Origin of the sequence: Gracilibacillus sp. YIM 98692 (assembly GCF_010993965.1) — a bacterium.
Lineage (GTDB): Bacteria > Bacillota > Bacilli > Bacillales > Amphibacillaceae > Gracilibacillus.
The window spans coordinates 1-26,210 of the sequence record NZ_WIXM01000020.1 but is presented as its reverse complement, the minus strand read 5'-3'; the positions used below and the strand labels follow the sequence as shown (position 1 = coordinate 26,210).

Genomic DNA, 26,210 nt, shown 5'->3' with positions numbered 1-26,210 from the left:
TACCTAGGTAAATAATCATTTGTATTAGTATATAGGAATATCAAAATAAAGTAAAGATTTCTGTATTTGGAATGTAGTTAGGTACTTGTCCATGAAAATAATAAAGAAAACTCGTCAATTGACGAGCCCTTGGTGAAGCCAGAGAAGTAGTTTCGCTTACTTATCTTCCTAATTAGAATTCACTTCATCGGTAACACGATATAAATTCTCCCTTAATATAAAAAGCATTTAATGGCCTTGCCAATAAATGCTTTCTAAATTATGAATTTCTAATTATTGAATATTGTTTAAAAGGTTAGCCATCTCAATAGCTGAAACGGCCGCTTCTGCTCCTTTATTTCCTGCCTTTGTACCTGCACGCTCGATCGCTTGCTCTATGGTATCTGTTGTTAAAACACCAAAAATAACGGGAATGCCTGCATCCATTGAAACGCTAGCTACCCCTTTAGATACTTCATTACTTACATAATCAAAGTGTGGTGTAGAGCCTCGAATCACTGTTCCAAGGGTAATCACCGCATCATATTTTTTAGTCTCCACCATTTTTTTCGCTACAAGTGGAATTTCAAATGCGCCTGGTACCCATGCAATTTCTACATCATCTGTGTCAACACCATGACGTTTTAAAGCGTCTTCCGCTCCACTCAAAAGCTTTCCTGTAATAAATTCATTAAATCGACCAACTACAATACCTACTTTTAAACCAGTTCCTACTAAATTTCCTTCATATGTTTTACCCATTTTATATGCCTCCCCCATCTTGATGACGTTCTACATGTAATAAATGATCTAATTTTTCAAACTTTGTCTGTAGATACTTTTTGTTATTTTTATTTGCTGGAATTTCTATTGATTTTCGATCAACTAATTCTAGCCCATATTCCTTCATGCTTGATAGCTTACGTGGATTGTTGGTGAGCAAATGAAGTTTTCCAACTCCTAAATCTCGTAATATTTGGGCACTTATAGCATAATCTCTTGCATCATCCGGAAAACCTAATTGGTGATTTGCTTCCACTGTATCATAGCCCTCTTCTTGCAATTGATAAGCTTTCATTTTATTTATCAATCCAATTCCACGGCCTTCCTGTCGCATATATACGAGGACACCGCGTCCTTCTTTTTCAATTTCTTCTAATGCTCGTGCTAATTGCGGACCGCAATCACAGCGTTGTGAACCAAACACATCCCCTGTTAAACATTCCGAATGAATGCGGACAAGTGTAGGTTCATCTTGCTTTAAATCCCCTTTATAAAGGGCAACATGCTCTTTCCCAGTATATTTTTCTGTATAAGCAACTAATTGAAAATCTCCGTAAGCAGTTGGCATGTTAACTTCCGCTTCCTTGGTAATGAGTTTGTCATGCAATTTTCGATATCGAATAATATCTTGGATCGAAACCATGACCATATCTTGTTCCTCTGCAATTTTTTCAAGATCCTTTTGTCTTGCCATCGATCCATCTTCTTTCATAATCTCACAAATAATAGCTACCGGATTTTTACCTGCTAATCGAGCTAGGTCAACAGCTGCCTCGGTATGACCTGAACGCTCTAATACACCTGCATCTTTAGCCACTAGCGGAAATACATGGCCTGGTTTCTTAAATTCAAAAGCTGTTGTATTTTCATCCAATAGCTTCTCAATAGTTAGAGAGCGTTCATGTGCACTAATTCCCGTATGAGTTGTGTGATAGTCAATACTCACCGTAAAGTTCGTACCGTGATCATCCGTATTATCCGCAACCATTGAACCTAATTGAAAACGATCTGCATATTTTTTGGACATTGGTGTACAAATTAATCCACGGCCTTCTTTTGCCATATAGTTAATGACTTCTGGTGAGACATGGTCTGCTAACGCGACAAAGTCTCCTTCATTTTCTCTGTCTTCATCATCCACAACAATGACGATTTTGCCTTTATTTAAATCTTCTATTGCTTTTTGTACTGTGTGCTTCATTGTTGTCCCCCCTTTAAAATCCATAGTCTCGAAGCTTTTCTTCCGTTAGCGATGAGGATGGTTTGTTGGTATGTTTAGCTTGCACGAGTGTTTCCATGTATTTCGCAAGCATATCATACTCAATATTAACAATATCTCCCTGTTTTTTTTCTCCTAAAACCGTTGCTTCTTGTGTTTCAGGAATTAAAGAAATAATAAACGCCTTTTCCTCCACACCAAATACTGTTAATGACGTCCCATCTACTGCTATCGAACCTTTTAATGTAATATATCTAGTATCTGCTTCTGGAACCGTTATATAGTAGTATTTTGCATTGTCTTCAACCCATGTTCTTTCTATATTTCCAATTGCATCCACATGTCCGGATACAAAGTGCCCGCCAAATCTCCCATTCGCATGCATGGCGCGTTCTAAATTCACCTCTGATTGAGCCTTTAAGTGGGCTAGGGAGGAACCTCTAAATGTCTCTGGAATCACATCCACGGTAAATGTATCTTGTTCATAGCTGGTTACAGTTAAACAAACACCGTTGACCGAAATACTATCACCAATGTTAACGTCACTCGTTACTCTTTTCCCGCGAATTTTCATAGACAACGCTTGATTAGATTGCTGTATCGATTCAATCCGCCCTCTTTCCTCGACAATTCCTGTAAACATTTATTAGGCATCCCCTTTCGGCCGTGCAATAATCTTAAGGTCTGGACCTATTTGCTCTACCTTGATGAAATCTAAAGGCTTCGCTTCCTTCATCCATTCTGGCGACTTTCCTCCAACAACAGATCTAGCATTTTGTCCTCCTAATAGTTTAGGAGCAACATACCAATGACATTCATCAAATAACTCTTCTTGCAAAAATGCTTGATGAATGGTACCGCCACCCTCCACATATAAGGATTGTACTTTGCTTTCCGCAAGCATTTCTAACATGTCTGGAAGATATATTGTACTCGTTGGCATTTTCATCACTTCTACATGAGGGTAATTTGTTTCTACATAGCTGCAATCTGCTTCAGATCCACAAACCAGCCATGTCGGAGCCTCTTTATTAAAAATGTGATAATGATTTTGTAACGATAAATGGGTATCTAAAACAATACGAATGGGATTTTTTCCACCTTGGGGCAATCGAGTAGTAAGATGGGGGTTATCTTTTTCAATCGTTTTACTGCCAACCAATATGGCATCATGGATATGCCGCTCTCTATGGACATCAGTTCGCGCTTCTGTTCCGGTTATCCACTTACTATCACCAGTAACAGTTGCCGTTTTTCCATCTAACGTCATCGCAGCTTTTAATGTGACGAATGGACGTTTGTTATTTATATAATGAAAAAATTTTTGGTTTAATTGGAGAGCTCTGTCTTGATGGATGCCAACTTCTACTTCTATGCCAGCATCCTCTAATATAGCAATGCCTTTCCCTGATACTTTAGGATTCGGGTCAACACACGCAATATACACCTTATTCAATCCATGCTTGACGATCAGTTCTGCACATGGCGGTGTTTTACCATAGTGTGCACATGGCTCTAGTGTTACATATATATCAGCACCTTCTGCCTTATCACCAGCTTGCATAATAGCATGCACTTCTGCATGCGGCTCACCAGCTTTTAAATGAGTACCAACACCTAGTAATTCACCGTCCTTGACGACTACTGCGCCGACAGATGGATTCGGACTTGTTTGACCAGCTGTCGCTTCAGCAAGAGATAAGGCAAGCTCCATCCATTCTTCCTTTTTTTTCATTCAACCACACCCTTCCTGTTTTAATTTCAGAAGAGCGAGCATACGAAAAGCCCTAGGAACACACATTCCCAGGGCTTTATAGTTCATTTCTAAATAGCACAAAATCATCTATTCTTCGAAAAAAATAGAGTTCTGTTCACCATTTCCTTTTCCCATCCAGACTATAACTGTCGGCTTTGGAATCTCACCAAATCCACCTTCACATGTAAACATGATCCGGGTCACGGACTAAAAGCTTATTGCTTATCACCGTCGGTCGGGAATTGCACCCTGCCCCAAAGGAATTCCATCATATATAAAATTGTTATAATACCATTATTTATAAATATTATAAAGGATACACTTTACAATTGCAAAAAATTAATACCGCCCTCGGTGAAGGCAGCATTCCTTACCATTTGGTACGAAGTATCTCTTCTTTTTTTCTGGAATATTCCTCTTCGCTAATAATATCATCTTCTTTTAAACGATGAAGCTGGCGAAGTTTAGATTCATAATCACTGTCATCAGAAACCACTCTATTGTTTTCATTTTTCTCTCGCTGTACATCCACTTGATAAGAGGAAACCCCTTTATTCGAGAATACATTCACAGCATGATAACCAGTTATGGCAAGCGCAATTAAAGTCCATATGACGCCAAAAAAGCCCATATGTGACATTTGAGTAGCACCAATGAAAATAAAAATGATACCCACGATCATTCCTAAAACAGACGCACTTTTACTTGGTTTAACACGATAACGTTGAAACACCAGCATCCCCCCTGCAACAATAAGCTATATATACATTACGATTTCGTTAGTCATTTTGTTTCATCTATTTAACATAACCCTTTTTGCACAGTAAACATAAACTACGACGTAATACTATCATGACTTTCTAACATTCTTTCTTAGATGAGTGCTAGTCCGGCGCTGCGGAAAAACACTCGCTTTCCGGGGGCAGCACCTCAGCCTCCTCACTCACCAAAACCGTTCGTTGCAGGGTCTTCGGAAGCTGCTCTTCCCCCAGGAGTCTCGCATTTTTCCGCAGCTTGGTAAGCTTTTCTATTGATGTAAGAAAGAATTCTCGAAATGTTGATTTTATGAGTATCATACTTTCCATTATCAGGTAATTACTACCAGCGGAGACAACATACGTAGACTCCTGCGGGAACAGCTCGAGCTGAAGATCCCGCAGACAGCGAAGATTGAGCTGTCGAGGAAGCTGAAGCCGTGCCCGCGGAAAGCGAAGTATGTTGTTGGAGCGTCTTAATAGCAGTAACCAAAAATCAGGGAGATATAGACGTACTCCATTTACATTTTACTATTGCGCAGTTTGGTTCAACTGTGTAGTAAATGCGAGGGAGTCTTTTTAAGAGATTTGATGTTCATCTTCTCCTAAAATTCTTACTTCTCTTTCTAATTCAACGCCAAATTTATCTTTTACTGTACGTTGGACCATTTCTATTACTTTTATATATTCGGTTGCTGTTGCATTGTTTTTATTAACGATAAAACCTGCATGTTTAGTCGATACCTCTGCGCCGCCTACCCCTTTACCTTGCAGATTACTGTCTTGAATCAATTTCCCTGCAAAGTATCCTGGCGGCCGTTTAAATACACTTCCACACGATGGATATTCTAACGGTTGCTTCGATTCACGCTTATAGGTTAAATCATCCATCACTGCTTTGATATCCTCATAATTGCCTGGTTTTAGCTGAAAGGTTGCTTCTAACACAATATAGCCCTTCTCAGCAATATTACTTGTTCGGTAAGCAAGGTCAAATTCTTCCGCTTTTTTTCGATAAGCATCACCATTTGAATCTACAACCAGTGCATGGTCTAGACAATCTTTTACCTCACCGCCGTAAGCACCTGCATTCATATATAATGCGCCACCTACAGTTCCAGGGATACCACATGCAAACTCTAATCCGGCTAACTTTTTAGCTAAGGCAAAACGAGAAGCATCAATGATACGTGCTCCACTTTCTGCAATAACTTTATTTCCTTCTTGTTTAATGGCATCAAATTTCTTGAGACTGAGAACAATGCCGCGAATTCCACCATCGCGTACAATTACATTCGAACCATTCCCCAGTAATGTAAAAGGAACCTGTGTTTTTTTGGCATATCGAACTACTTCTTGTACTTCTTCTACTGTACTCGGAGTGACAAAAAAGTCTGCTTTTCCACCTAATTTGGTATACGTATGATTTTTCAAATGTTCATCCACTAATATATGTTCGGCTGTTACAACCTTTTGTAAATCCGTTAATATCTGTTCTTTATTCATCCAGAATCAATCCTTTACGATTCTATTGTGCAAAACTCTCCACACAATTAATCCTTATTATAGCAATAACAAAATATGAACTGCAAACCCTTCGACAAAAATCGAGAGGCGCTAGTCACCTCTCGATTTTGTCAAAGAAAGGCTAGTCTTAATAAGGAGACTAGCCTTTACTTTAAAGTTTTTAGGATTATTACCCCATTAATGCAATCATAAGGGCTTTTTGTGCATGCAGACGATTTTCTGCTTCTTGAAACACTACTGATTGTGGCCCGTCAATGATATCAGCTGTTACTTCCTCGCCTCGATGTGCTGGTAAACAATGCATAAAAATCGCATCTTCTTTTGCATAAGCCAATAGATCTTTATTCACTTGATAATTAGCAAAAGCTTTCTCACGTTCTATCTGCTCACTTTCCTGTCCCATACTAGCCCATACATCAGAATAAATAACATCCGCATTTTTCACTGCTTCTGCCGCATCTTCTGTAACTATCACTTCTGTTCCATCTGCAAAAGACTTGGCAAGCTCCGTAATTTTCGTCTTTGGCTGGTAATCCTTCGGTGCAGCAATGGCAACATCTAACCCCATTTTTGCCCCACCTATCATAAGTGAGTGAGCCATGTTATTTCCATCTCCAATATAAGCAAGCTTTAGACCTTCCAGTTTTCCTTTTTCTTCTTTAATCGTTTGTAAATCAGCCAATACCTGACATGGATGATAGTCATCTGTTAATCCGTTAATAACAGGAATCGAAGCATTTTCAGCTAATTGTTCTACATCTTGCTGAGAAAAAGTTCGGATCATAATACCATCAAGGTATCCTGAAAGAACTTTCGCCGTGTCCGAAATCGGTTCTCCTCTTCCTAATTGAATGTCATTTGAACTTAGGAACAATCCCATACCACCTAATTGATATATACCAGTCTCAAAGGAAACGCGTGTACGTGTTGATGATTTTTCAAAAATCATTCCTAAAGTTTTACCTTTTAACGGTTCATACATCTCACCATTTTTCTTTTTTTGTTTCACTTTGTCTGCTAGCTCTAATATATAGGCAATTTCGGCTTTCGAATAATCTGCTAATGTAAGCAAGCTCCTGCCTTTTAACTCTTCTGCGAAACTCAACGTGATACACGCTCCTTTTTGTTCTGTAAATTATGGTCTGTTAGATAGTTACGTATGGTCATAGGATCTTCCATTTCTTCTGTCGTTGCTTGAATATACGCTTTTAAGGTATCGTTGGATGTAAAACATAACGTATCAGACTTAAGTGCAGCCTCTCGTAAGGATACGTGTTCATCTTTCTCGCCTGTTCTATTCGTATCACAAATAAATGCGTATTCTTCCATCATTGTGTTTGATTCTGCTTTTTCTAAGTCTATAATACTTCTAAAATCGATACCGTGATGTTTGGCTATAGCTTCTGTTGCTTGATCAATATCAATAGAAACTGGTAATTGCTTCAATAAATGAGCAAGCTTTTCATCCATTGTAGTCAATGATAAAAAGATGCTTTTCTGACTAGTCGCCTTCTTCAAGCTGTTTTCTGTCCAGCCAAAGGCTTTCGCCATCGCTTTTTCCACTGTTGTACCTAAACCAATGGCTTCCCCTGTTGATTTCATCTCTGGACCAAGAACTGGATCTACACCTGGGAGTTTATGTGTAGAGAATACTGGCATCTTCACGGCATAATAGGGAACTTCTTGATGTAAACCAAGTGCCCATTCTTGATCCTTTAACGACTCACCCATTTGGACACGTGTCGCTAAATCTACCATTTGCACACCAGTCACTTTACTGGCAATTGGTACAGTTCTAGATGCACGAGGATTTACTTCTAATACATACACCGTCTGACGATCTTCACTTAACACAAATTGAATATTCATAATCCCTTTCACATCTAAGGCTTGGGAAATTTGCTGTGTATATTGTTCAATCATCTGCTTATGCTTATCGGTTAAGTTTGGCGCTGGGAAAATAGCAACACTATCGCCTGAGTGAACACCTGCTTTTTCCACATGTTCAAAGATACCAGGGATCAAAATATCATCTCCATCACACACTGCATCGATCTCTACTTCATACCCTTCAATAAATCGATCGATTAACAATGGGAAAATACGCTCATCATGCACACTTGCTTGTAAGTCGTTTAAATATTCCACTAATTGTTTCTCATTATGCAGAATTACCATTCCTTGCCCGCCAATAACGTAAGATGGGCGCAACAAAATCGGATAACCAATTTTTTCTGCAACAGTCTTTGCATCTCGTACAGCCATTACGGTATCCCCTGGAATGTGTGGAATTTCAAGCTGTTGTAATAATTGATAAAATTGATCGCGATCTTCCACAGCTTCAATTGATTTTAATGCAGTTCCTGCTATAGATACGCCTGCTTTTTGTAAACCATCTGCTAAATTAATAGCTGTTTGCCCGCCAAATTGAACGAGAACCTGATCCGCCTGTTCTTTTTCAATGACATGCAACACATCTTCTACTGTTAATGGCTCAAAATATAAATGATCTGCCGTATTAAAATCTGTACTTACTGTTTCAGGATTATTGTTCACAACGACTGCATCAATGCCTTGGCCTTGCAAGGACTTTGCTGCATGTACGGAACAATAATCAAACTCTACCCCTTGACCAATTCGAATCGGACCAGAACCTAGCACAAGCATACGTTTCTGTCCTTCTAACGACTCTACTTCATCTAATTCATTCCATGAACTATAGAAATATGGCGTTTCTGCTGAGAATTCTGCAGCACATGTGTCTACCATTTTGTATGATGGAGCTAATTGATTGTTCTTGAATTTTCGGCGAAGCTCACTTAATTCAACTTTCCATATATTAGATAAAACTTGATCAGCAAAACCAAATGCTTTGGCTTCTTTTAAATCAGCTGGAGTTACTGTTTCCCATTCCTTAGCAGCTAATTGTTGCTCCTTATTTATAATGGATTCTAATTCATATAAGAAGTAATGGTTAATCAGTGTAATCGCATGAATTTCGTCAACTGTCATACCACGCCTTAATGCTTCGGCTACTATAAATAGACGTTCATCTGTCGCCTTATCTAAAGCATTTTCCAATTCCTCATCACTCAATTGGTTGAGACCTGGCAGGTGCACAGAATCTAGCCCTATTTCAAGTGAACGAATCGCCTTATGAATCGCTGACGGGAAATTACGAGCAAGTGCCATTACTTCTCCTGTTGCTTTCATTTGTGTCCCTAAAAGGCGATCTGCTTGTGTGAATTTATCAAACGGCCAGCGTGGTATTTTTGCAGCAATATAATCAATAGCTGGCTCGAAACTTGCATACGTATCACCAGTAATCGGGTTTTTTACTTCATCTAAATGATAACCCAATGCCAATTTAGCCGCAATTCTAGCAATTGGATAGCCAGTTGCTTTTGATGCTAACGCACTAGAACGACTGACACGCGGATTTACTTCGATAATGATATAATCATCGTTTTCCGGATTTAAAGCAAATTGAACATTACAACCACCGATTACTCCAAGTTCACGAATAACTCTACAAGAAGAGGTACGAAGCATCTGATATTGACGATCCGTTAACGTTTGTGATGGAGCAACGACAATACTGTCCCCAGTATGCACACCGACTGGATCAAAATTCTCCATATTACAAACAATAATGCATGTATCATTTTCATCACGCATTACTTCGTACTCTACTTCTTTCCAACCTTTTACACTTTGTTCTATAAGTACCTGGTTAATTGGACTGTAATGCAAGCCATTTTTGACAATAGTACGTAATTGGTCTTCATCTTCAGCTATACCTCCGCCAGCTCCTCCAAGTGTATAGGCTGGTCTAACAATAATGGGATAGCCAACTTTTTCAGCAAAAGCTATCGATTCTTCGATAGAGCTAGTAGAAAGACTTTCGGCAATTGGCTCCCCGATATCTTTCATCAATGATTTAAATATGTCACGGTCCTCCCCTTTTTGAATCGTTTCTAGAGGAGTTCCTAACAATGTAATATCATATTCATCTAAAACACCGGCACCATCTAATAACATCGCCATATTTAGACCTGTTTGACCGCCTAAAGTAGGCAAAATGCCATCTGGTTGTTCTTTTTCAATAATTTTAGTAATCGAATCCTTTGTAAGTGGCTCTAGATATACTTTATCTGCGATGTTTTCATCTGTCATGATAGTTGCAGGATTGTTATTTACAAGAATAACTTCTACGCCTTCTTCTTTTAACGCTAAACAAGCTTGCGTTCCAGCGTAATCAAATTCGGCCGCTTGCCCAATTACAATTGGACCTGAACCGATGACTAGCACTTTTTTTATGTTGTCTAACTTAGGCATGCTGCTTCTCTCCCTTAGTAATAAACTGCTGAATAAAATCTACGAAGATATGATGTGTATCGATTGGTCCAGGATGTGCTTCAGGGTGAAACTGCACGGTCATGAGAGGCTTTGATTTATGTTTTAACCCTTCTACTGACTTGTCATTTACATTCACATGTGACACATACCAATCTGAAAATGGAACCGTATCATAATCTACCACGTACCCATGGTTCTGAGAGGTAATCATGACCTTTCCTGTTAATAAATCTTTTACAGGGTGGTTGCTTCCTCTATGCCCATATGGCAATCTTTTTGTTTTTGCTCCATGAGCCAATGCCACTAATTGATGACCTAAACAAATTCCCATTGTTGGGTACTGTTCGGAGATTTGTTTTATATTTGGTGACAGATAATCCAATGATTCTGGGTCCCCAGGTCCATTAGATAACAGAACACCATCAGGATCTAGTGACTGTATTTCAATAAATGTGGTGTCGAATGGAACTATAGTTACATCACAACCTAGAGCTAGTAATGAATTAGCAATAGAATGCTTGTAACCAAAGTCGATTACAACAACATGCGGTGCAGGATGTTTAGCTGGTGCCTCTGTTTTAAAAGTCTTTTTCTCTTTAATCGAAACCGTGGAAACAATATTAGGGTTTACAGATGTTTTAACTGGTTGATCAGAAGGGTCATTGGTAATCTTCCCATACACTTCGCCTTCTTCACGGATAATACGTGTTAAGGCACGTGTATCGATTCCAGACAATGCTGGTATTTGATATTGTTCTAACATTTCAACTAAAGTTTGTTTTGATTCATAATGATCCGGATTATCACTCGATGTTGAAACAAGAAACCCGGCTAAGGAAGGCTTGATACTCTCAAAATCAATGTCATTGCACCCATAATTTCCGATTAAAGGATACGTCATGGTCACAATTTGATCAGCATAAGACGGATCAGTCATTACTTCTTGATATCCTGTCATCGCTGTATTAAAAACAAGCTCTCCTTCTGTATATTTTGGTTTACCTAACCATTTCCCCTCTAATACGTCTCCTGTATTTAAAACCAGATAGCCATTCATCTCTTGCATCTGACATCCTCCCCAATCTTATTTAGATCTTTCTTTTTATTTATTCAAAAGTGCTTATTTTAGTTCATTCGCACAGTTATATTTAATAATTATACCATTAAACTTATATTTATACATATTAATTCAAAAAGAAAAACTAAGCCTCCAGCTGAGGCAGAGACCTAGTTTTACGGTAAATCTATTATTTTAATACATTAACCTTTTCTGCATAAACTGCTATCCATTGCTTGCTATTGCTTAACACGTTTTCTGCTTGTTTAATTTGATCTTCCACTCTATTCTTAGCTGTTCCACCGACAACATTTCTAGCATTCACTACGGCCTTAGGTGATAATACATCGTAAATATCTTCCGTAATCAATGACGAGAATTGCTGGAAGTCTTCTAAAGATAAATCTAATAAATACTTATTTTCTTGAATACAGTGTAAGACTACTTGCCCCACTACAGCATGTGCTTCACGGAAAGGAAGATCTTTATTCACTAAGTAATCCGCTAAGTCTGTCGCATTCGAAAAGTCTTCAGCTACTGCTTCATACATATTATCTTTTTTCACTTCCATTGTCTCAACCATCGGTGCAAACAATGCAAGTGCTCCTTTCAACGTTTCAACCGTATCAAACATGCCTTCTTTATCCTCTTGCATATCTTTATTATATGCAATTGGCAATCCTTTTAATGTCGTTAGCATCCCCATTAAATGACCATACACACGGCCAGTCTTACCACGTACAAGTTCCGCTACATCTGGATTCTTCTTCTGTGGCATCATACTGCTTCCCGTACAAAACGCATCATCTAATTCGACAAAGTTAAATTCAGCACTAGACCATTGCACGAGCTCCTCACTTAATCGAGATAAATGCATAATAACTAAAGACGCATTGGATAAAAATTCTACAACAAAATCACGGTCACTTACCGCATCCAAACTATTTTCGACAACTCCATCAAAGTTTAACTTTTCCGCTACAAAATGACGGTCAATTGGGAAAGTAGTTCCAGCTAGTGCTCCAGCTCCAAGCGGTGAACGATTCACACGCTTGAAACTATCCATTAAACGCTCTGTATCTCGTTGAAACATAGACACATATGCCATCATGTGATGGGCGAACAACACAGGCTGAGCACGCTGTAAATGGGTATAGCCTGGTAAAATCGTATCCAAGTTCTGTTTTGCTTGGGTTTGTAAAGCTTCTTGAACCTTTGTCAATAGCTCTACTAGCGTCACGATCGAATCTCTTAAATACAAACGCATATCTAAGGCTACTTGATCATTTCTACTTCTACCTGTGTGTAATTTACCACCAACAGCACCGACTTCATCAATAAGCAATTTTTCCACATTCATATGAATATCTTCATTTGCTTGAGTAAGCTCCGCTTCACCAGCTTTAATTTTTTCCGCTACAACTTTCAACCCTTTTTTAATGGTGTCGGCATCTTCTTTAGAAATAATTTCACATTTTGCCAGCATTTCTACATGCGCAAGACTACCTTGAATATCATATTGTGCTAATTTTTGATCAAAGCTAATCGATGCTGTATATTCATCTACTAATTCATTTGTTGGTTTTGTAAATCGTCCGCCCCAAAGTTTCATTGTTTCACTGATTCCTTTTTATCAATTTTTGTTTTTTCCATAATTTTCGCTTTATCGGCGTGTACATTGTTTACAGTAGAATGTACTTTTGTTGGTAAGCCCCACAGCTTAATAAAGCCAAGTGCTGCATCATGATCAAATTGGTCACCTTTATTGTAAGTAGCAAGGTCTAGGTCATAAAGAGAATTATCTGATTTACGTCCTATAACAAATGCTTGCCCTTTATAAAGTTGAACTTTTGCAACACCATTTACATACTTTTGTGTTTCTGTAATAAATGCTTTCAGCGCATCTGTTAATTGTGTGAACCATAAGCCATCATAGATCGCCTGCTCTAGTTGTTGCTCTACAACTGGCTTGAATTTGGTTACTTCTCTTGGAAGTGTAATGGTCTCAATTTCGTGATGAGCCTTGATAAGCGTCATCGCTGCTGGCGCTTCATAAATTTCACGTGATTTAATACCTACAAGACGATTTTCCACGTGATCAATTCTGCCAACACCATGCTTACCAGCAATATCATTCAATTTCAAAATCAATTCATGTAATGGATATTCCTGACCATTAATCGCTACTGGCTTCCCTTGTTTGAATTCAATTTCAATAATCTCTGGCTCATCAGGTGAATCAACCGGATTAGCCGTTAATTCAAATGCATCTTCAGGCGCTACTGCCCATGGATCTTCTAAAATACCACATTCATTTGCACGTCCCCAAAGGTTTTGGTCCACACTGTAAGGACTATCTAAATCGATTGGAATTGGGATACCATTATCTTGCGCATATTTAATTTCTTCATCTCTAGTCATTTTCCACTCACGTACAGGTGCTACAATTTTAAGGTCTGGATTCAATGATTGAAAAGCTACATCAAAACGAACTTGGTCATTACCTTTACCGGTACAGCCGTGTGCAACTGCCACAGCTCCTTCTTTTTCAGCGATATCTACTAACACTTTTGCGATAAGTGGACGAGATAGTGCTGATACTAGCGGATACTTATCTTCATACATTACATTCGCTTGTAATGCAGGTAACACAAAGTCCTCAGAAAATAGCTGCTTTGCATCTACTGAATAAGATTTAATCGCACCAACATCAATAGCTTTATTTTTTACAAATTCTAAATCTTTTCCTTCTCCTACATCTAAACCAACTGCAATGACATCATAATCATATTTATCTTGTAACCATTTAATAGCAACAGAAGTATCTAATCCCCCTGAGTATGCTAGAACCACTTTTTCTTTGCTCATGTGTTATCTCTCCTTAAGTTATATATATGTGAATATTTTTATTTGTTGTGATTGATTATGTATTATTATGCACTATAAAGTATATTAATTCAATAGTTATAGCGAAATTTTTTTACATTTTTAAAAAAAATTCATGATGACCTTTACATAAAATCCAACAAAATAGAAGGGTGAACCAACAAACAATAGTATATGCACAAAAATGAATAATTATGAATAATGACTGAAGAAATTTTTCTTGTAACCATTTATTAGGATCAGCGTCTAATTAAATAAAAGAAAGGGTGGTCCGTGTTGAAAAAGTATTGGTTTTTGGGATTTATTACCTTAATTTTATTGCTTCAAGCATGTTCAAACAATCAGTCATCAGAAGACTCTTATGATAGGAGCAACGAAGCTTCTTCCGATACGGCTTCCAGTGGAGAAATGGGGTTTGAGGAAAAGGAATCTGTTGCTTTGGAAAATAGACAACAAGAAACAACAGAAATGGAAGAGGCTTCAGATACTGACGTAGAAGAAAGGCAAGATGTAAATGGTGAAGAGCGAAAAATTATTTATCAAGCGAACCTTTCTGTAGAAACCAACACATACCGTGATACTATTTCATTCATAGAAGAAAAAGTGGAAGAATATAACGGTTATTTAGTATCTTCAGAAAGTTATGGCAGACAAGATAAACAGGATCGTAGAGCAACAATGAAATTGCGCATACCTGCCAATAGTTTTGAAGAATTTTTAACCATGATAGAGGATGGAGACATCAATATAATGGAACGATCTGTAAGAGGGAAAGATGTGACAGAACAGTATGTAGATCTGGATTCAAGACTAAAATCTAAGAAAGTGGTAGAAGAACGTTTACTATCGTTTATGGAAGAGGCGGAAAAAACAGAGGATTTATTAAAAATATCTGAGGACCTAGCTAAAGTGCAAGAAGAAATAGAACAATTAACAGGGAAGATCCGTTATCTAGAGAATCAATCAGACTTTGCCACGATTGACATTCGTATTATAGAACGAGATATTCAAGTTGCATCTGTTCAAGATGAGTCATTAAATACTTGGGAAAAAACAAAGGAACAGTTTATGAAAAGTATTAATTTTATAATAACAGCCGCTTCCAGCCTTTTTATATTTACAATCGGCAACCTCCCTATTTTTATATTTATAGCCATCATCTTGGCCATCACATGGATCATCATCAAAAGAAAAACCAAGCCTAAATCAACCTCATGATATTCGATAAAATAGAGATGATCTGGAAATTAGCTCACTGAACACGCAACAGGAATATACTCCCTTTCCGGGGATCTCGGATATTCCTGTTGCTGAATCCAACTTATCAGTAAAATTTGCTTTTAAAACAACCGTTTGTTATGAACACAAATTAATATTGCTCTAGATTCACTTCTTGTTTTGGCTTTCGAACTAGGCCCATAATACCTGCAATGACATAGAATACGCCGGCAAATAAGGCAAACCCGAAAGTAATCAATGTTGTTACACCACCGACAACGATAAGTAAGATACCTGCAGCTTTAGGTTTTTTGTTTCCTTTAAATAAAAACATAGCTACAATGCCGAGAATCACACATAGAATAGCACCTATTAATATTATAGTACCTACCTGCCCCATTCCTTGCATCATCATCTGTAAGTCATTAATTTCATTTTGACTAACATTAGGATCTTGCTCCACGATATCTTCTAAAACTCCTTGATTATTTTCTAACCAAATAATGAGGCCGCCAAAAAAAGCTCCGAGCGCATAAACAAATGCACCAATAATTGTTAACACAACTTCTACTGTTCTTTTCAATATGTTTCTCTCCTTCCTTAGTCTCTCTACTAACGGAAAACTCTTAACCATTATATACGATGCTAGCTAAAAAATGTTTCAGATTTTTATAGACAACCTTACCCATTCTCTTCACGATATAATCGATTGGCGGCATGTTGAACAGAACCTATCCCATTTCCAAAGAAAATGGCATGTTTGATCGCCTGATAGACAAATTGCTTACTTGTCTCAATAGCACGATAAACATTATGACCTTTTGCAAATTCTGCTGTTAAGCATGCAGCAAAACTGCATCCTGCCCCGCTTGTATGTATCGTATTCACTAAATCTGTTTGAAATAAATGCAAAGAATTACCATCAAATAATACATCAGTTGCTTGATTGTCTATACTGCCACCTTTTATGAAGACATATTCAGGCCCATATTGATATAAAGCTTTTGCATCATCCTTTAGTTCTTCTATCGTTTCTGGCACTTTTTTGTCCAAAAGCTTTGCTGCCTCTAATCGATTAGGCGTTATAATCGTTGCCTTCGGAATCAGCTTAGCTTGGAGTGTTTCAATTGCATCATCTGCCAATAACTGAGACCCCATCTTACCTATCATGACAGGGTCCACAATGATATATGAGACAGGATTCTCTGCTATTAAGTGAGATACTTTCTCTATAATTTCAGCGGAAAACAGCATCCCTGTTTTAACTGCATCTACTCCTACCATTTCTATTGAGGCATAAAATTGTGCCTCAATCTCTTCTATTGGTCGTATAAATATTCCCTTATCTACTCTAGATTGATTTGCTACAGTGGCTGTTATAACAGACATTCCGTATACCTCTTGTTCTTGAAAAGTTTTTAAATCTGCTTGTATACCAGCACTTCCCTGAGCAGCTGAACCAGCAATGGTTAACACTCTTTCCATTGATTCACCTCGATGCTTTTCTTTTATTCCTATTATATAGCGACAAAGAACCATATAATCATAATAATTTGAATAACTACCTTAGCAAATGCACCACTTAAAAATCCTAGTAAAGAACCAATAGCAGCTCGTATAGCATCATGAGTGCTTCTTTTTTGTAACCATTCTGTTACTAGAACAAACAAAAATGGGACAATTATAATGCCAAAAGGAGGTATAATGAAGGAACCAACAATGACACCTATAGCTGCCATGCGCTCTCCCCATTTACTGCCGCCATATTTTTTCACAAAATAACTATTTGCAATAATATCAGAGAAGATTAAGAGTAATGTAAATACGGACATCGCTACCCAAAAGAATATGCCTATATTAGCTGTTGCCAGAAGAAATTGATAAATCAAAAAACCTACCCAAATAACCAATACAGATGGAATAATAGGAAATACAATTCCTATAAATGATAAGATGAAACAGGTTGCGATCAGTATCCACCACAATATATCCATAAAGTCTACCTACTTTCTAAAACATATCAAACGCTCGTGTTTTCCTACTCAAAGATAACAAAAAAACGTTTACAAAACCACCTTAAATTGTACTTACATCGGCTATTGTCGGTCACGTCCTGTGACCAACGCCGATACTAGAACGCCCTGTTCGTCGTACTTCAATCCTAAACTTGGCTTCTACGTCGACTTCCTTCTTGCTGAGGAGGTTATACTATCTTAACGTGTAAAAGAAAACCTTACGGGTAATCCGTAAGATTTCCTTCTCTACATATAGTTTTTTATTCTCCTGCTAGAATATCTGCAAAAGCTTTGACATACGGAGGTAAATCAGGTGGTCTGCGACTAGAAATAATATGGCCGTCTACAACGACTGCTTCATCACTCCATAGCCCGCCAGCATTAGTCATATCATCTTTAATACCTGGTGTACTAGTTACTTTCTTACCGCTCAGTATTCCTGCAGAGATTAAAACCCAGCCAGCATGACAAATTTGACCAATTGGCTTTTTCTTTTGATCCATGTGCTGTACCATTTTCAGCACTTCTGGATATCTTCTTAACTTATCTGGCGCCCAACCACCAGGAACAAGTATAGCATCATAGTCTTCCGCATTGACATCATCAAAGGAAAGCTCCGCTTGTGCAGGGACACCATATTTCCCTTTATAGGTCTTGTCTGATTCTTTTGCCACTAAATCTACTTTAGCACCTTCCTCACGAAGGCGTAAAACCGGATACCAAAGTTCAAGATCTTCAAAATCTTCTTCAACCAGCGCAATGACTTTTTTATTTTCTAATCGCACATCCATGTCCTCCTTTTTCGGTACTATCATTAGTGTACCAAAATCAAATAGGTTATTTCGAGCCCTGACTCTTGTCAGATTTACCTTACATGTTTTAAGAAAGCGGCTGCTATGGACCTAGGATTGTTCGACTGGCTGATAGCAGATATCACCGATACTCCAGAAGCCCCTTGGTTGCTTAAATGGATGACATGACCGAGGCGAATACCTCCAATCGCAACAACTGGCGTGTCCCCTGTAATAGAACAAATATGTTGTAAACCAGCATCGCCGATCGGAACTTTTGCATCCTCCTTCGTATTTGTAGAATAGATCGGACCAACTCCAATATAATCCGCTCCATCTTCTACCGCTTGCTTTGCTTCTTGTTCATTTGTAGCAGATACGCCAATATACCAAGAGGGAGGACACTTTTGTCTAACAGAGCGAATATTTTCATCATCTTGTCCAACATGTACACCATCCGCATTAACAGCTAAAGCAAGTTCGACATCGTCATTCACGAGAAAAGGAACATTATAATCATGACATAGCTCTTTCATTTGTATCGCTAACTGCTTTTTCTCATCCCCAGTAAGGGCTCCTGCCCCTTTTTCACGAAACTGAAAAAGGGTAATCCCCCCTTTTAATGCCTCCTCTAAAACATAGAGAGGATCTTGATCTGTATTATTACTCCCCATAATAAAATATACACGCAATAGTGATTCGATCATTTTCGATCTTCTCCTACTTGAGAATAAGTTACTTTACTTCTCTCCTCTACTTCTTCTGCCATTAAATCATGAAGCTCGTCTAGAAAGCGAACTGCAAAGCTTCCAGGACTTCTTGTCTTATCCGCAGCTTTTTCTGCTGCAATACCATAATAGCTTATAGCACTTGCTGCAGCTTGTAACACATTTCCCTCTACAGCTAGAAATGATGCGATAACCGATGTTAATAAGCATCCAGTTCCCGTTACTTTAGATAGTAATGGATGACCATTTGAAATAAGGTAACCACTTGATCCATCATACACCAAATCTTGCGCACCTGTAATAGCAACAGGTACTTCCCATTTATGAAAAGCAGCTTCAGCCAGTTGCTCTAAATGGAACTCTCCTTCAGAGTCTACGCCTCTTACTTCTGCTTCCACCCCTGCTAGACTAGCTATCTCTCCAGCATTACCTCTGATTATAGATAATTTCACTTCCCGTATGATACGTTCTGCTGACTTTGTACGAAGCGGAGTAGCTCCTACACCTACTGGATCTAATACGACCGGAATCCCAACTTGATTAGCTGCTTTTCCAGCTAAAATCATAGCATCCACTTGATCCTGCGTTAAAGTCCCAATATTCAGTACAACAGCGTTAGCTATACGAGCCATATCTTCCACTTCTTCTTTCGCATGTGCCATGACTGGAGAAGCTCCCATTGCATAAAGTCCATTTGCGGTAAAATTCATCACCACTTGGTTAGTTATATTATGGATAAGTGGCTGCTTCTCTCTCACTTGTTCTATCATTCTAGCCCAATTTTCCATGCTGGACACCCTCTCTATTTGCTGTTCGGCAATCCTTGTAAACGGTGGCCCCAATGGTTGGTAGGACCATTTCCTTTTCCTAACATTAGGGAATACTTAATCGCATCCGTAATAAACGCTTTTCCTATTTCTACTGCTTCTTTCACCGTTTTCCCTTTCGCTAACTCTGCCGTAATGGCAGCAGAAAAAGTACATCCTGTACCATGAGTATGCTTTGTATCTAATCTTTCAGACGTGAAATAGGAAAACTCTTTTCCATCATATAACACATCTTTTGCTTCACCCGTTAAATGACCACCTTTTACAACCGCTGCTTGTGCTCCTAATTCTTCCACAATATACTTAGCAGCTTTTTCAGCATCTTGGTTGGTTTCGATAGAAAAATCAACTAAGAATTCTGCTTCTGGTACATTTGGTGTAACGATAGTGGCTAAAGGAATAAGTAGATCTCTAATGACAGCACGGGACTTTTCCTCCATAAGCGGGTCGCCGCTTTTTGCCACCATAACAGGGTCAATCACGTATGGGGTATCACTATCTTTTAATTTTTCTGCAATAAGTTCCATCATATCAATAGTCGCAATCATACCGGATTTAACAGCATCTGGCTTGATATCATGCCACACTGCATCAAATTGTTTGCTGATAAAAGATACAGGCAAGTGTTCCACTGCTTCTACCCCCATTGTATTTTGAGCTACAATGGAAGTAAGCACGCTCATACCATATACTTCTCTTTCTTGAAAGGTTTTTAGATCTGCATGAATGCCTGCTCCACCTGTTGGGTCTGTACCCGCTATGGTTAATGCACTGCGTACTATACTCATGCTTGTTTCACCTTCCCCTCTAATGAAAAAGGCCATTCTTCTACACGGTAAGCCATTTCCCAAAATAAGTATTCTAGTTGACAGCTTTTCATGAAAGCGTCTTTTGCTTTTTCCTTTTCACTTTCTCCTACATTTTGTGCCCATTTATCCAGCTTTTCTCTTAAAGTACTAGTTACGGAATCCACTTCTTCCTTAGCATAGAAGGTAATCCAATCGTAAAAGGGATGATCTGGAGCCGGTTTGTACTTCTCTTTTAAATAATGACCAATTTCCAAATAAGTCCATGGACAAGGTAACAGTGCAGCGATTAGTTCCCCAATACTACCATGTTGGGACACACTCTTCATATGCTTGACATAGTGATCTGCTGTAGGTGGTAACGGATATCCTTGTACTTCATCATAAGAAACCCCTGCTACCTGACACAAGTTATGATGCGGATGTATTTCACTATTTAAAATAAAAGATATTTGATTATGAAAATAGGTCATATCGTCCCTATGATCACTCTTAGCAATAGCTAATCCGTAAATATTAATAAAAGCATTTAGATATTCAAAGTCTGCTTTCACATAATGAATAATAGCTTCTTTCTTTAGATTTCCTTCCCCTAGACCTGTCACAAATGGATGCTCAAATATCCCTTGATATACATCATCTGCTATTTTTCTTAACTCATCTGAAAAACCCATTTTTATTCCTCCCCTTGTTATAAATGAAAGACCAGCTAAAGAGGTTAAAAAAACCGCTCTACGTAAAAGCAGAGCGGTTTGAATACTATAAAGATAAATTCTTCATACAGTAGTATGTTCCAACTCCACTTTCCTACGCTGGCGCTAACCAGTTCAGGTTCAAAGGGATAAAGAAACACTATTCTTATCTCAGCCGTTCGAACGGCACCCCTAGCGGATCTCTCTTATTCATTTATGTACAATAAAACACTAATGACACTAAATGTCAAGCATAAGAAAAACGAAGGTTTGTGTCATGTGTTAAAAATTAACGCTATACCTGCACTGTCGAAAGCTTACTCTATTACACCAAAGGATTGTAAAGGCCAAATTCGCATTTTTACATCACCAATTATATCCTCTTCATCTATAAAACCAAAGGACCGACTGTCTTTGCTTACACGACGATTATCACCCAGTACAAAATATTTTCCCTCTGGGACGATTTCCTGACCAGTGATATCGACAAGAGTAAAGTCATTTGTCAATTGGTCTCCCTCTGGTAATAACCTTTTAGTATCCTCTAAATATTGTTCCTCTACTTTTTTTCCGTTAATGTATAACTGGTCATTATCCATCTTGACACTATCCCCTGGAACCCCAATAATTCTCTTCACATAGTTATCCCTTGAATCTGGTGCTTGAAATGCGATTTCGTCAAAACGTTCAATTTTACTGACCTTACTTAAAATAATACGATCGCCATCTTCTAGGCTTGGCATCATGGATTCCCCTTTAACAACAGATGGAGTGATCAAAAAATGCCGGCAAACTAATACAATAATTAAAGCAATCGCTAACGCCTTAAGCCATGAAAGTAGCTCAGCGATAAATTTGTTGTTCATCATGTCCCTTCTTTCATTCGAAAAATATTTACTCCATAAAACCAGATTCATATCTCCTTCTATTATATTTATGTTATTCTTTGTTAATGTTAAGAAAAGATTAACTCATTTACTTATTTTAGCATACAATTGATGTTTTTGTTCTTTATAAAGCCAGAAAGCAGGTGAACTTTTTATGAGTAGTCACATGAATAAAATGGGGATTACTATTTTTATAGCAGGGATCATTATACTTGCGATAAATTTACGTCCAGCTATAACAGCGGTTGGACCTATTATTGGAATCATTCGTGATGATCTTGCCATGGCCAACTGGAATGCTGGACTAATTACAAGTTTACCCTTATTAGCATTTGCTATTATGTCCCCTATTGCTCCCCGTATGGGGAATAAAATTGGCAATGAACGTACGTTACTCATCGGTTTGTTGATTTTACTTGGCGGCATATGGATTCGCTCCATCGCCTATTTATTATGTTTATTTATCGGAACTACACTTGTTGGTGTTGGGATTGCCATCATTAATGTCATTTTACCTAGCACTATTAAGGCAGCTTTTCCTACTAAAATAGGGCTCATGACAGGGCTTTATACGACTTCGATGGCCGGTTTTGCGGCTATTGGTTCAGGCCTGAGTGTTCCACTAACCAATCAGCTAGGATGGAAACTTTCATTAGCTAGTTGGAGCATGCTAACCATCATCGGGGTTTTTGTTTGGGCATATGCAATGAAAAAAGCACCTATTAAGGAAAGCGTAAAATTATACGAACCTAGTACAAAAAGAATGCTTCGCTCTGGCCTAGCATGGCAAGTAACAATTTTTATGGGACTGCAATCGTTTCTTTTTTATGTGACTATTTCATGGCTAGCGGAAATTTTAATTTCCAATGGGTTTACAGCTGCAACAGCTGGCTGGTTTATAGCCTATATGCAATTTATTAGCTTGCCTCTTACTTTTCTGACACCAGTGCTCGCAAGTAAGTTAACCAATCAAAAGATGATTGTTCTTAGCTTTGGTACTTCTGCATTGATTGGCTATATAGGACTCCTTTTTTCTAGTCCATTATGGTTAACAGTTCTTTGGGTAACACTTATTGGTTTTATGCTCGGTTCCAGCATTAGTCTTGCCTTAACTTTTTTAGGGCTACGTACCGAAAATGCACAACAGGCAGCAGAACTATCAGGAATGTCACAGTCATTTGGATACTTACTTGCATCGATTGGCCCTTTTACGATTGGATTCATCTTTGACATCACAGGGGACTGGAACCCTGCTATTATCACGATCATCATCATAACATGTATCATGATCGCATTCGGAATAGGTGCCAGCAGGGGAGAATATGTTTTATCAAACGAATAATGTGCAGGAAATACTTCTGTTTTCGATTCACATATAATATTATGTAAGTAGGCTTTAATATAAAGGGGCTGTTTTAAGTGATAAAATACATCGCTTTGCTGATTATAGCAATGACCATCTGGTTCCCCTGTCTACTTACACAAGATAAACAGATTCAGGTTATTTCTATTATTGAAAATAATCTTGTTATTTCAGAAAATTTCGAGTCAACCAATTCAGATCATGATTTAACAGATTCAACATTTTCGTTGGTACTCATACTTTCCTTTATACACAGAACAAAAATAGTTGACCTTCCTATCTTGACATGGACTAGGTTGAAGCAGCTTTTGACACCAGTATTTTATCAATCGAATTATGTGATTTTATCTCCTTTAAAAAGATAATTTTTTAAAGGAGGGGAGATTGGATGCATGTAATACGAATAATCATGGTCTGTATGTTTTCTTTCACCGCTATCAGCCTTATTTCTTATCAAGGTATCGAATTCGTACACGCTTTTATGGATATGATTAAAAATAAATAAAAGAAGTCTGCCAAAAAGCAGAAGCCTCACACTTTCTTGTGTGAGGCTCATTGTATGTTTAGACTGCTTTTGGTTTTAATTCCACATCAATATTTCCTCTTGTTGCTTTAGAGTATGGACAGAAATCATGAGCTTGTTTTGCTAACTCTTCTGCTTCTTCTTGTGTTACACCTTTAATTTCAACATTTAAGACAACACCAATTTTAAATCCACCATCTTGTTCATCTTTTAAAAGACTTACTTCTGATGTAATGCTGGAATCTATCTCTTTGTTTTGCTTAGAAGCCATCAAGTTTAGTGCACCATCATAGCATGCAGAATACCCTGCTGCAAAAAGTTGTTCTGGGTTAGAACCTTTTCCATCTCCGTCACCAGCAGGATTGACTAAATCAAGATCAATTAAGCCGTCATCTGACTTAACATGGCCATCTCGACCACCTTGTGCTGTTGCTTTTGATGTAAATAAAACATTACTCATTATTAACCACTCCTCATCTAAAATTAAAACCAGATTATGGTTTTACACCTATATTCTATCAACACTATTCCTTTTCCTCCAAATGTTTAAACCTTTTTTAGGAAGAAACAAATTTCTTTACATCAACTATAATCATTGCCATATTAAAAAAGAATATTTAATTTAATTACAGGAGGGATCCAAGCATGCAAAACTTTACTTACCACAATCCAACAAAGCTTCATTTCGGAAAAGGACAACTGTCACAGTTAACAGATGAGCTTTCTAACTTTGGCCAAAACATTCTGCTCGTTTATGGAGGGGGCAGTATTAAACGAAATGGCCTTTATGATCAAGTTATAGACATTTTAAATAAGGAAAATAAAGAAATATTCGAATTAAGCGGTGTAGAACCTAATCCACGAGTTACTACTGCTAGAAAAGGCGTAGATATTTGCCATAAAGAGAGTATTGATTTTATTCTAGCAGTTGGCGGCGGTAGTACCATAGATTGTACAAAGGCTATAGCAGCTGGGGCTAAATCAGAGGCAGATATTTGGGATATTGTAACGAAAAAAGAACAAGTTACAGGTGCACTTCCTTTTGGTACAGTCTTGACACTTGCGGCAACAGGTTCTGAAATGAATCCTGGTTCAGTTATTACAAACTGGGAAACCAAGGAAAAGCATGGCTGGGGAAGCCCTTATACATATCCTGTTTTTTCCATTTTAGATCCCGCCTTTACTAAGTCAGTGCCCAAAAATCAAACCGTTTATGGCATCGTAGATATTATGTCTCATGCACTTGAGCACTACTTCCATCATGAAGAAAATACGATTCTCCAGGATCGCATGGTGGAAGGTATATTAAAAACGGTAATCGAAACAGCACCTAAACTATTAGAGGATTTAGAAAATGAAACGTATCGTGCTACAATCTTGTATAATGGAACAATGGCATTAAACGGTATGGTAAGTATGGGGTATCATGGGGATTGGGCGACTCACAACTTAGAGCATGCGGTTTCTGCTGTACATGACATTCCACACGGAGGTGGTTTAGCGATTCTTTTCCCTAATTGGATGAAATATTCTATTGATGAGAACATAGATCGTTTTAAGCAACTAGCGATTCGATTATTTGATGTGGAGCCTGAAGGAAAATCAGATAAAGAAATAGGACTAGAAGGTATTGATAGACTACGTGCATTTTGGAACAGCATTGATGCACCAGCTGCACTTGATGACTATGACATTACGGAAGATTCGATTGAAGAAATGGCAGACAGAACAGTAACAGCGAAACCGGAATTTGGTAACTTTAAATCATTAAATCGAGAAGATGCTATTGCGATCTATAAAGCTTCCTTATAAAAACTCTGGCAAAATCGACCCGGTTCTATTCACTTTATCCGCACCTAATTCGCATCAGAACCAAACTGCGACATAAGCCTTAAAAAAGCTCTGAATACCGCTCCAGAAATATACTTCGCTTTCCGGGGGCACGGCTTCAGCTTCCTCGGCAGCAAACTGCCTGCGGGATCTTCAGCTCGCGCTGTTCGAAGCCACTGAAAAAGTCCTCCATTTTTTAGGAGGACTTT

The 26,210-nt window shown here is 38.2% G+C and carries 23 protein-coding genes, 1 pseudogene and 2 riboswitches; of the genes and pseudogenes, 3 read left to right on the top strand and 21 right to left on the bottom strand.

All coding sequences use genetic code 11. From position 1 onward, the window contains the following. Positions 1-273: 273 nt before the first annotated feature. The 11 genes and pseudogenes from ribH to GHD00_RS14680 form a co-directional block, all read right to left on the bottom strand. On the bottom strand, positions 274-741 hold the full coding sequence (ribH, locus tag GHD00_RS14730; protein ID WP_163538924.1) for a 6,7-dimethyl-8-ribityllumazine synthase: 468 nt from the start codon (positions 739-741) through the stop codon (positions 274-276). Between the two features lies 1 nt (position 742). Next, entirely contained in the window at positions 743-1,963 is a 1,221-nt protein-coding gene (locus tag GHD00_RS14725) for a bifunctional 3,4-dihydroxy-2-butanone-4-phosphate synthase/GTP cyclohydrolase II (protein WP_163538923.1), read from the bottom strand. 13 nt (positions 1,964-1,976) lie between these two features. Beyond that, positions 1,977-2,624: a riboflavin synthase gene (ribE, locus tag GHD00_RS14720; protein WP_163538922.1), complete on the bottom strand. Its 648-nt coding sequence runs from the start codon at positions 2,622-2,624 to the stop codon at positions 1,977-1,979. Then, positions 2,552-3,716 (bottom strand): annotated as a pseudogene (gene ribD, locus GHD00_RS14715) (bifunctional diaminohydroxyphosphoribosylaminopyrimidine deaminase/5-amino-6-(5-phosphoribosylamino)uracil reductase RibD). Before ribD ends, ribE begins: the two are co-directional and overlap by 73 nt. Before the next feature lie 140 nt (positions 3,717-3,856). Further along, positions 3,857-4,003: riboswitch (FMN riboswitch) on the bottom strand. A gap of 104 nt (positions 4,004-4,107) precedes the next feature. Next, a complete protein-coding gene (locus GHD00_RS14710; RefSeq protein WP_163538920.1) occupies positions 4,108-4,470 on the bottom strand; it encodes an SHOCT domain-containing protein in 363 nt (120 codons plus the stop codon). A gap of 601 nt (positions 4,471-5,071) precedes the next feature. After that, positions 5,072-5,998 (bottom strand): UDP-N-acetylmuramate dehydrogenase, encoded by a 927-nt coding sequence (gene murB, locus GHD00_RS14705; RefSeq protein ID WP_163538919.1) that lies wholly within the window; start codon positions 5,996-5,998, stop codon positions 5,072-5,074. A 190-nt stretch (positions 5,999-6,188) separates the two neighbouring features. Continuing rightward, on the bottom strand, positions 6,189-7,124 hold the full coding sequence (gene argF, locus GHD00_RS14700) for an ornithine carbamoyltransferase (protein ID WP_163538918.1): 936 nt from the start codon (positions 7,122-7,124) through the stop codon (positions 6,189-6,191). Then, complete coding sequence (carB, locus tag GHD00_RS14695) at positions 7,121-10,357, bottom strand: carbamoyl-phosphate synthase (glutamine-hydrolyzing) large subunit (protein ID WP_163538917.1); 3,237 nt, start codon at positions 10,355-10,357, stop codon at positions 7,121-7,123. The genes argF and carB overlap by 4 nt, the downstream gene beginning before the upstream one ends. Next, positions 10,350-11,444: a carbamoyl phosphate synthase small subunit gene (locus GHD00_RS14690; protein WP_163538916.1), complete on the bottom strand. Its 1,095-nt coding sequence runs from the start codon at positions 11,442-11,444 to the stop codon at positions 10,350-10,352. Before GHD00_RS14690 ends, carB begins: the two co-directional genes overlap by 8 nt. A 181-nt stretch (positions 11,445-11,625) precedes the next feature. After that, a complete protein-coding gene (gene argH, locus GHD00_RS14685) occupies positions 11,626-13,047 on the bottom strand; it encodes an argininosuccinate lyase (RefSeq protein WP_163538915.1) in 1,422 nt (473 codons plus the stop codon). Continuing rightward, a complete protein-coding gene (locus GHD00_RS14680; RefSeq protein ID WP_163538914.1) occupies positions 13,044-14,303 on the bottom strand; it encodes an argininosuccinate synthase in 1,260 nt (419 codons plus the stop codon). Before GHD00_RS14680 ends, argH begins: the two co-directional genes overlap by 4 nt. Before the next feature lie 294 nt (positions 14,304-14,597). On the opposite strand from GHD00_RS14680, the gene GHD00_RS14675 reads away from it, so the two are divergent. Next, positions 14,598-15,539, top strand: a complete 942-nt coding sequence (locus GHD00_RS14675) for a DUF4349 domain-containing protein (RefSeq protein WP_163538913.1) — start codon at positions 14,598-14,600, stop codon at positions 15,537-15,539. 151 nt (positions 15,540-15,690) lie between these two features. Here the strand turns inward: GHD00_RS14675 and GHD00_RS14670 are convergent, their stop codons facing one another. From GHD00_RS14670 to lepB, 9 genes are all read right to left on the bottom strand, one after another. Continuing rightward, entirely contained in the window at positions 15,691-16,122 is a 432-nt protein-coding gene (locus GHD00_RS14670) for a DUF4064 domain-containing protein (protein WP_163538912.1), read from the bottom strand. A 98-nt stretch (positions 16,123-16,220) separates the two neighbouring features. Further along, positions 16,221-17,024 carry a bifunctional hydroxymethylpyrimidine kinase/phosphomethylpyrimidine kinase gene (gene thiD, locus GHD00_RS14665; protein WP_163538911.1) on the bottom strand — a complete coding sequence of 268 codons (804 nt, stop codon included), beginning with the start codon at positions 17,022-17,024 and terminating at the stop codon, positions 16,221-16,223. A gap of 32 nt (positions 17,025-17,056) precedes the next feature. Next, positions 17,057-17,533 (bottom strand): DUF456 domain-containing protein, encoded by a 477-nt coding sequence (locus GHD00_RS14660; RefSeq protein WP_163538910.1) that lies wholly within the window; start codon positions 17,531-17,533, stop codon positions 17,057-17,059. A gap of 281 nt (positions 17,534-17,814) precedes the next feature. Next, positions 17,815-18,339, bottom strand: coding sequence for a type 1 glutamine amidotransferase domain-containing protein (locus GHD00_RS14655; RefSeq protein WP_163538909.1), 525 nt, complete (start codon positions 18,337-18,339; stop codon positions 17,815-17,817). 80 nt (positions 18,340-18,419) lie between these two features. Beyond that, positions 18,420-19,052, bottom strand: a complete 633-nt coding sequence (thiE, locus tag GHD00_RS14650; RefSeq protein WP_163538908.1) for a thiamine phosphate synthase — start codon at positions 19,050-19,052, stop codon at positions 18,420-18,422. Beyond that, positions 19,049-19,861: a hydroxyethylthiazole kinase gene (gene thiM, locus GHD00_RS14645; protein ID WP_163538907.1), complete on the bottom strand. Its 813-nt coding sequence runs from the start codon at positions 19,859-19,861 to the stop codon at positions 19,049-19,051. Before thiM ends, thiE begins: the two co-directional genes overlap by 4 nt. A gap of 14 nt (positions 19,862-19,875) precedes the next feature. Beyond that, positions 19,876-20,688 carry a bifunctional hydroxymethylpyrimidine kinase/phosphomethylpyrimidine kinase gene (gene thiD / locus GHD00_RS14640; protein ID WP_163538906.1) on the bottom strand — a complete coding sequence of 271 codons (813 nt, stop codon included), beginning with the start codon at positions 20,686-20,688 and terminating at the stop codon, positions 19,876-19,878. Next, positions 20,685-21,380 carry a thiaminase II gene (gene tenA, locus GHD00_RS14635; RefSeq protein ID WP_163538905.1) on the bottom strand — a complete coding sequence of 232 codons (696 nt, stop codon included), beginning with the start codon at positions 21,378-21,380 and terminating at the stop codon, positions 20,685-20,687. Before tenA ends, thiD (GHD00_RS14640) begins: the two co-directional genes overlap by 4 nt. A 113-nt stretch (positions 21,381-21,493) precedes the next feature. Then, positions 21,494-21,602: riboswitch (TPP riboswitch) on the bottom strand. 113 nt (positions 21,603-21,715) lie between these two features. Next, positions 21,716-22,264 (bottom strand): signal peptidase I, encoded by a 549-nt coding sequence (gene lepB, locus GHD00_RS14630; RefSeq protein ID WP_163538904.1) that lies wholly within the window; start codon positions 22,262-22,264, stop codon positions 21,716-21,718. A 175-nt stretch (positions 22,265-22,439) separates the two neighbouring features. Between lepB and GHD00_RS14625 the strand changes: the two genes are divergently transcribed. Next, entirely contained in the window at positions 22,440-23,627 is a 1,188-nt protein-coding gene (locus tag GHD00_RS14625) for a CynX/NimT family MFS transporter (RefSeq protein WP_163538903.1), read from the top strand. Positions 23,628-24,211: 584 nt separating this feature from the next. Here GHD00_RS14625 and GHD00_RS14620 read toward each other — a convergent pair. Continuing rightward, a complete protein-coding gene (locus tag GHD00_RS14620) occupies positions 24,212-24,631 on the bottom strand; it encodes an organic hydroperoxide resistance protein (RefSeq protein WP_163538902.1) in 420 nt (139 codons plus the stop codon). Positions 24,632-24,816: 185 nt separating this feature from the next. Here GHD00_RS14620 and GHD00_RS14615 point away from each other — a divergent pair, with 185 nt between their 5' ends. Then, positions 24,817-25,983, top strand: a complete 1,167-nt coding sequence (locus GHD00_RS14615; RefSeq protein ID WP_163538901.1) for an iron-containing alcohol dehydrogenase — start codon at positions 24,817-24,819, stop codon at positions 25,981-25,983. The last annotated feature ends 227 nt before the right edge of the window (positions 25,984-26,210 follow it).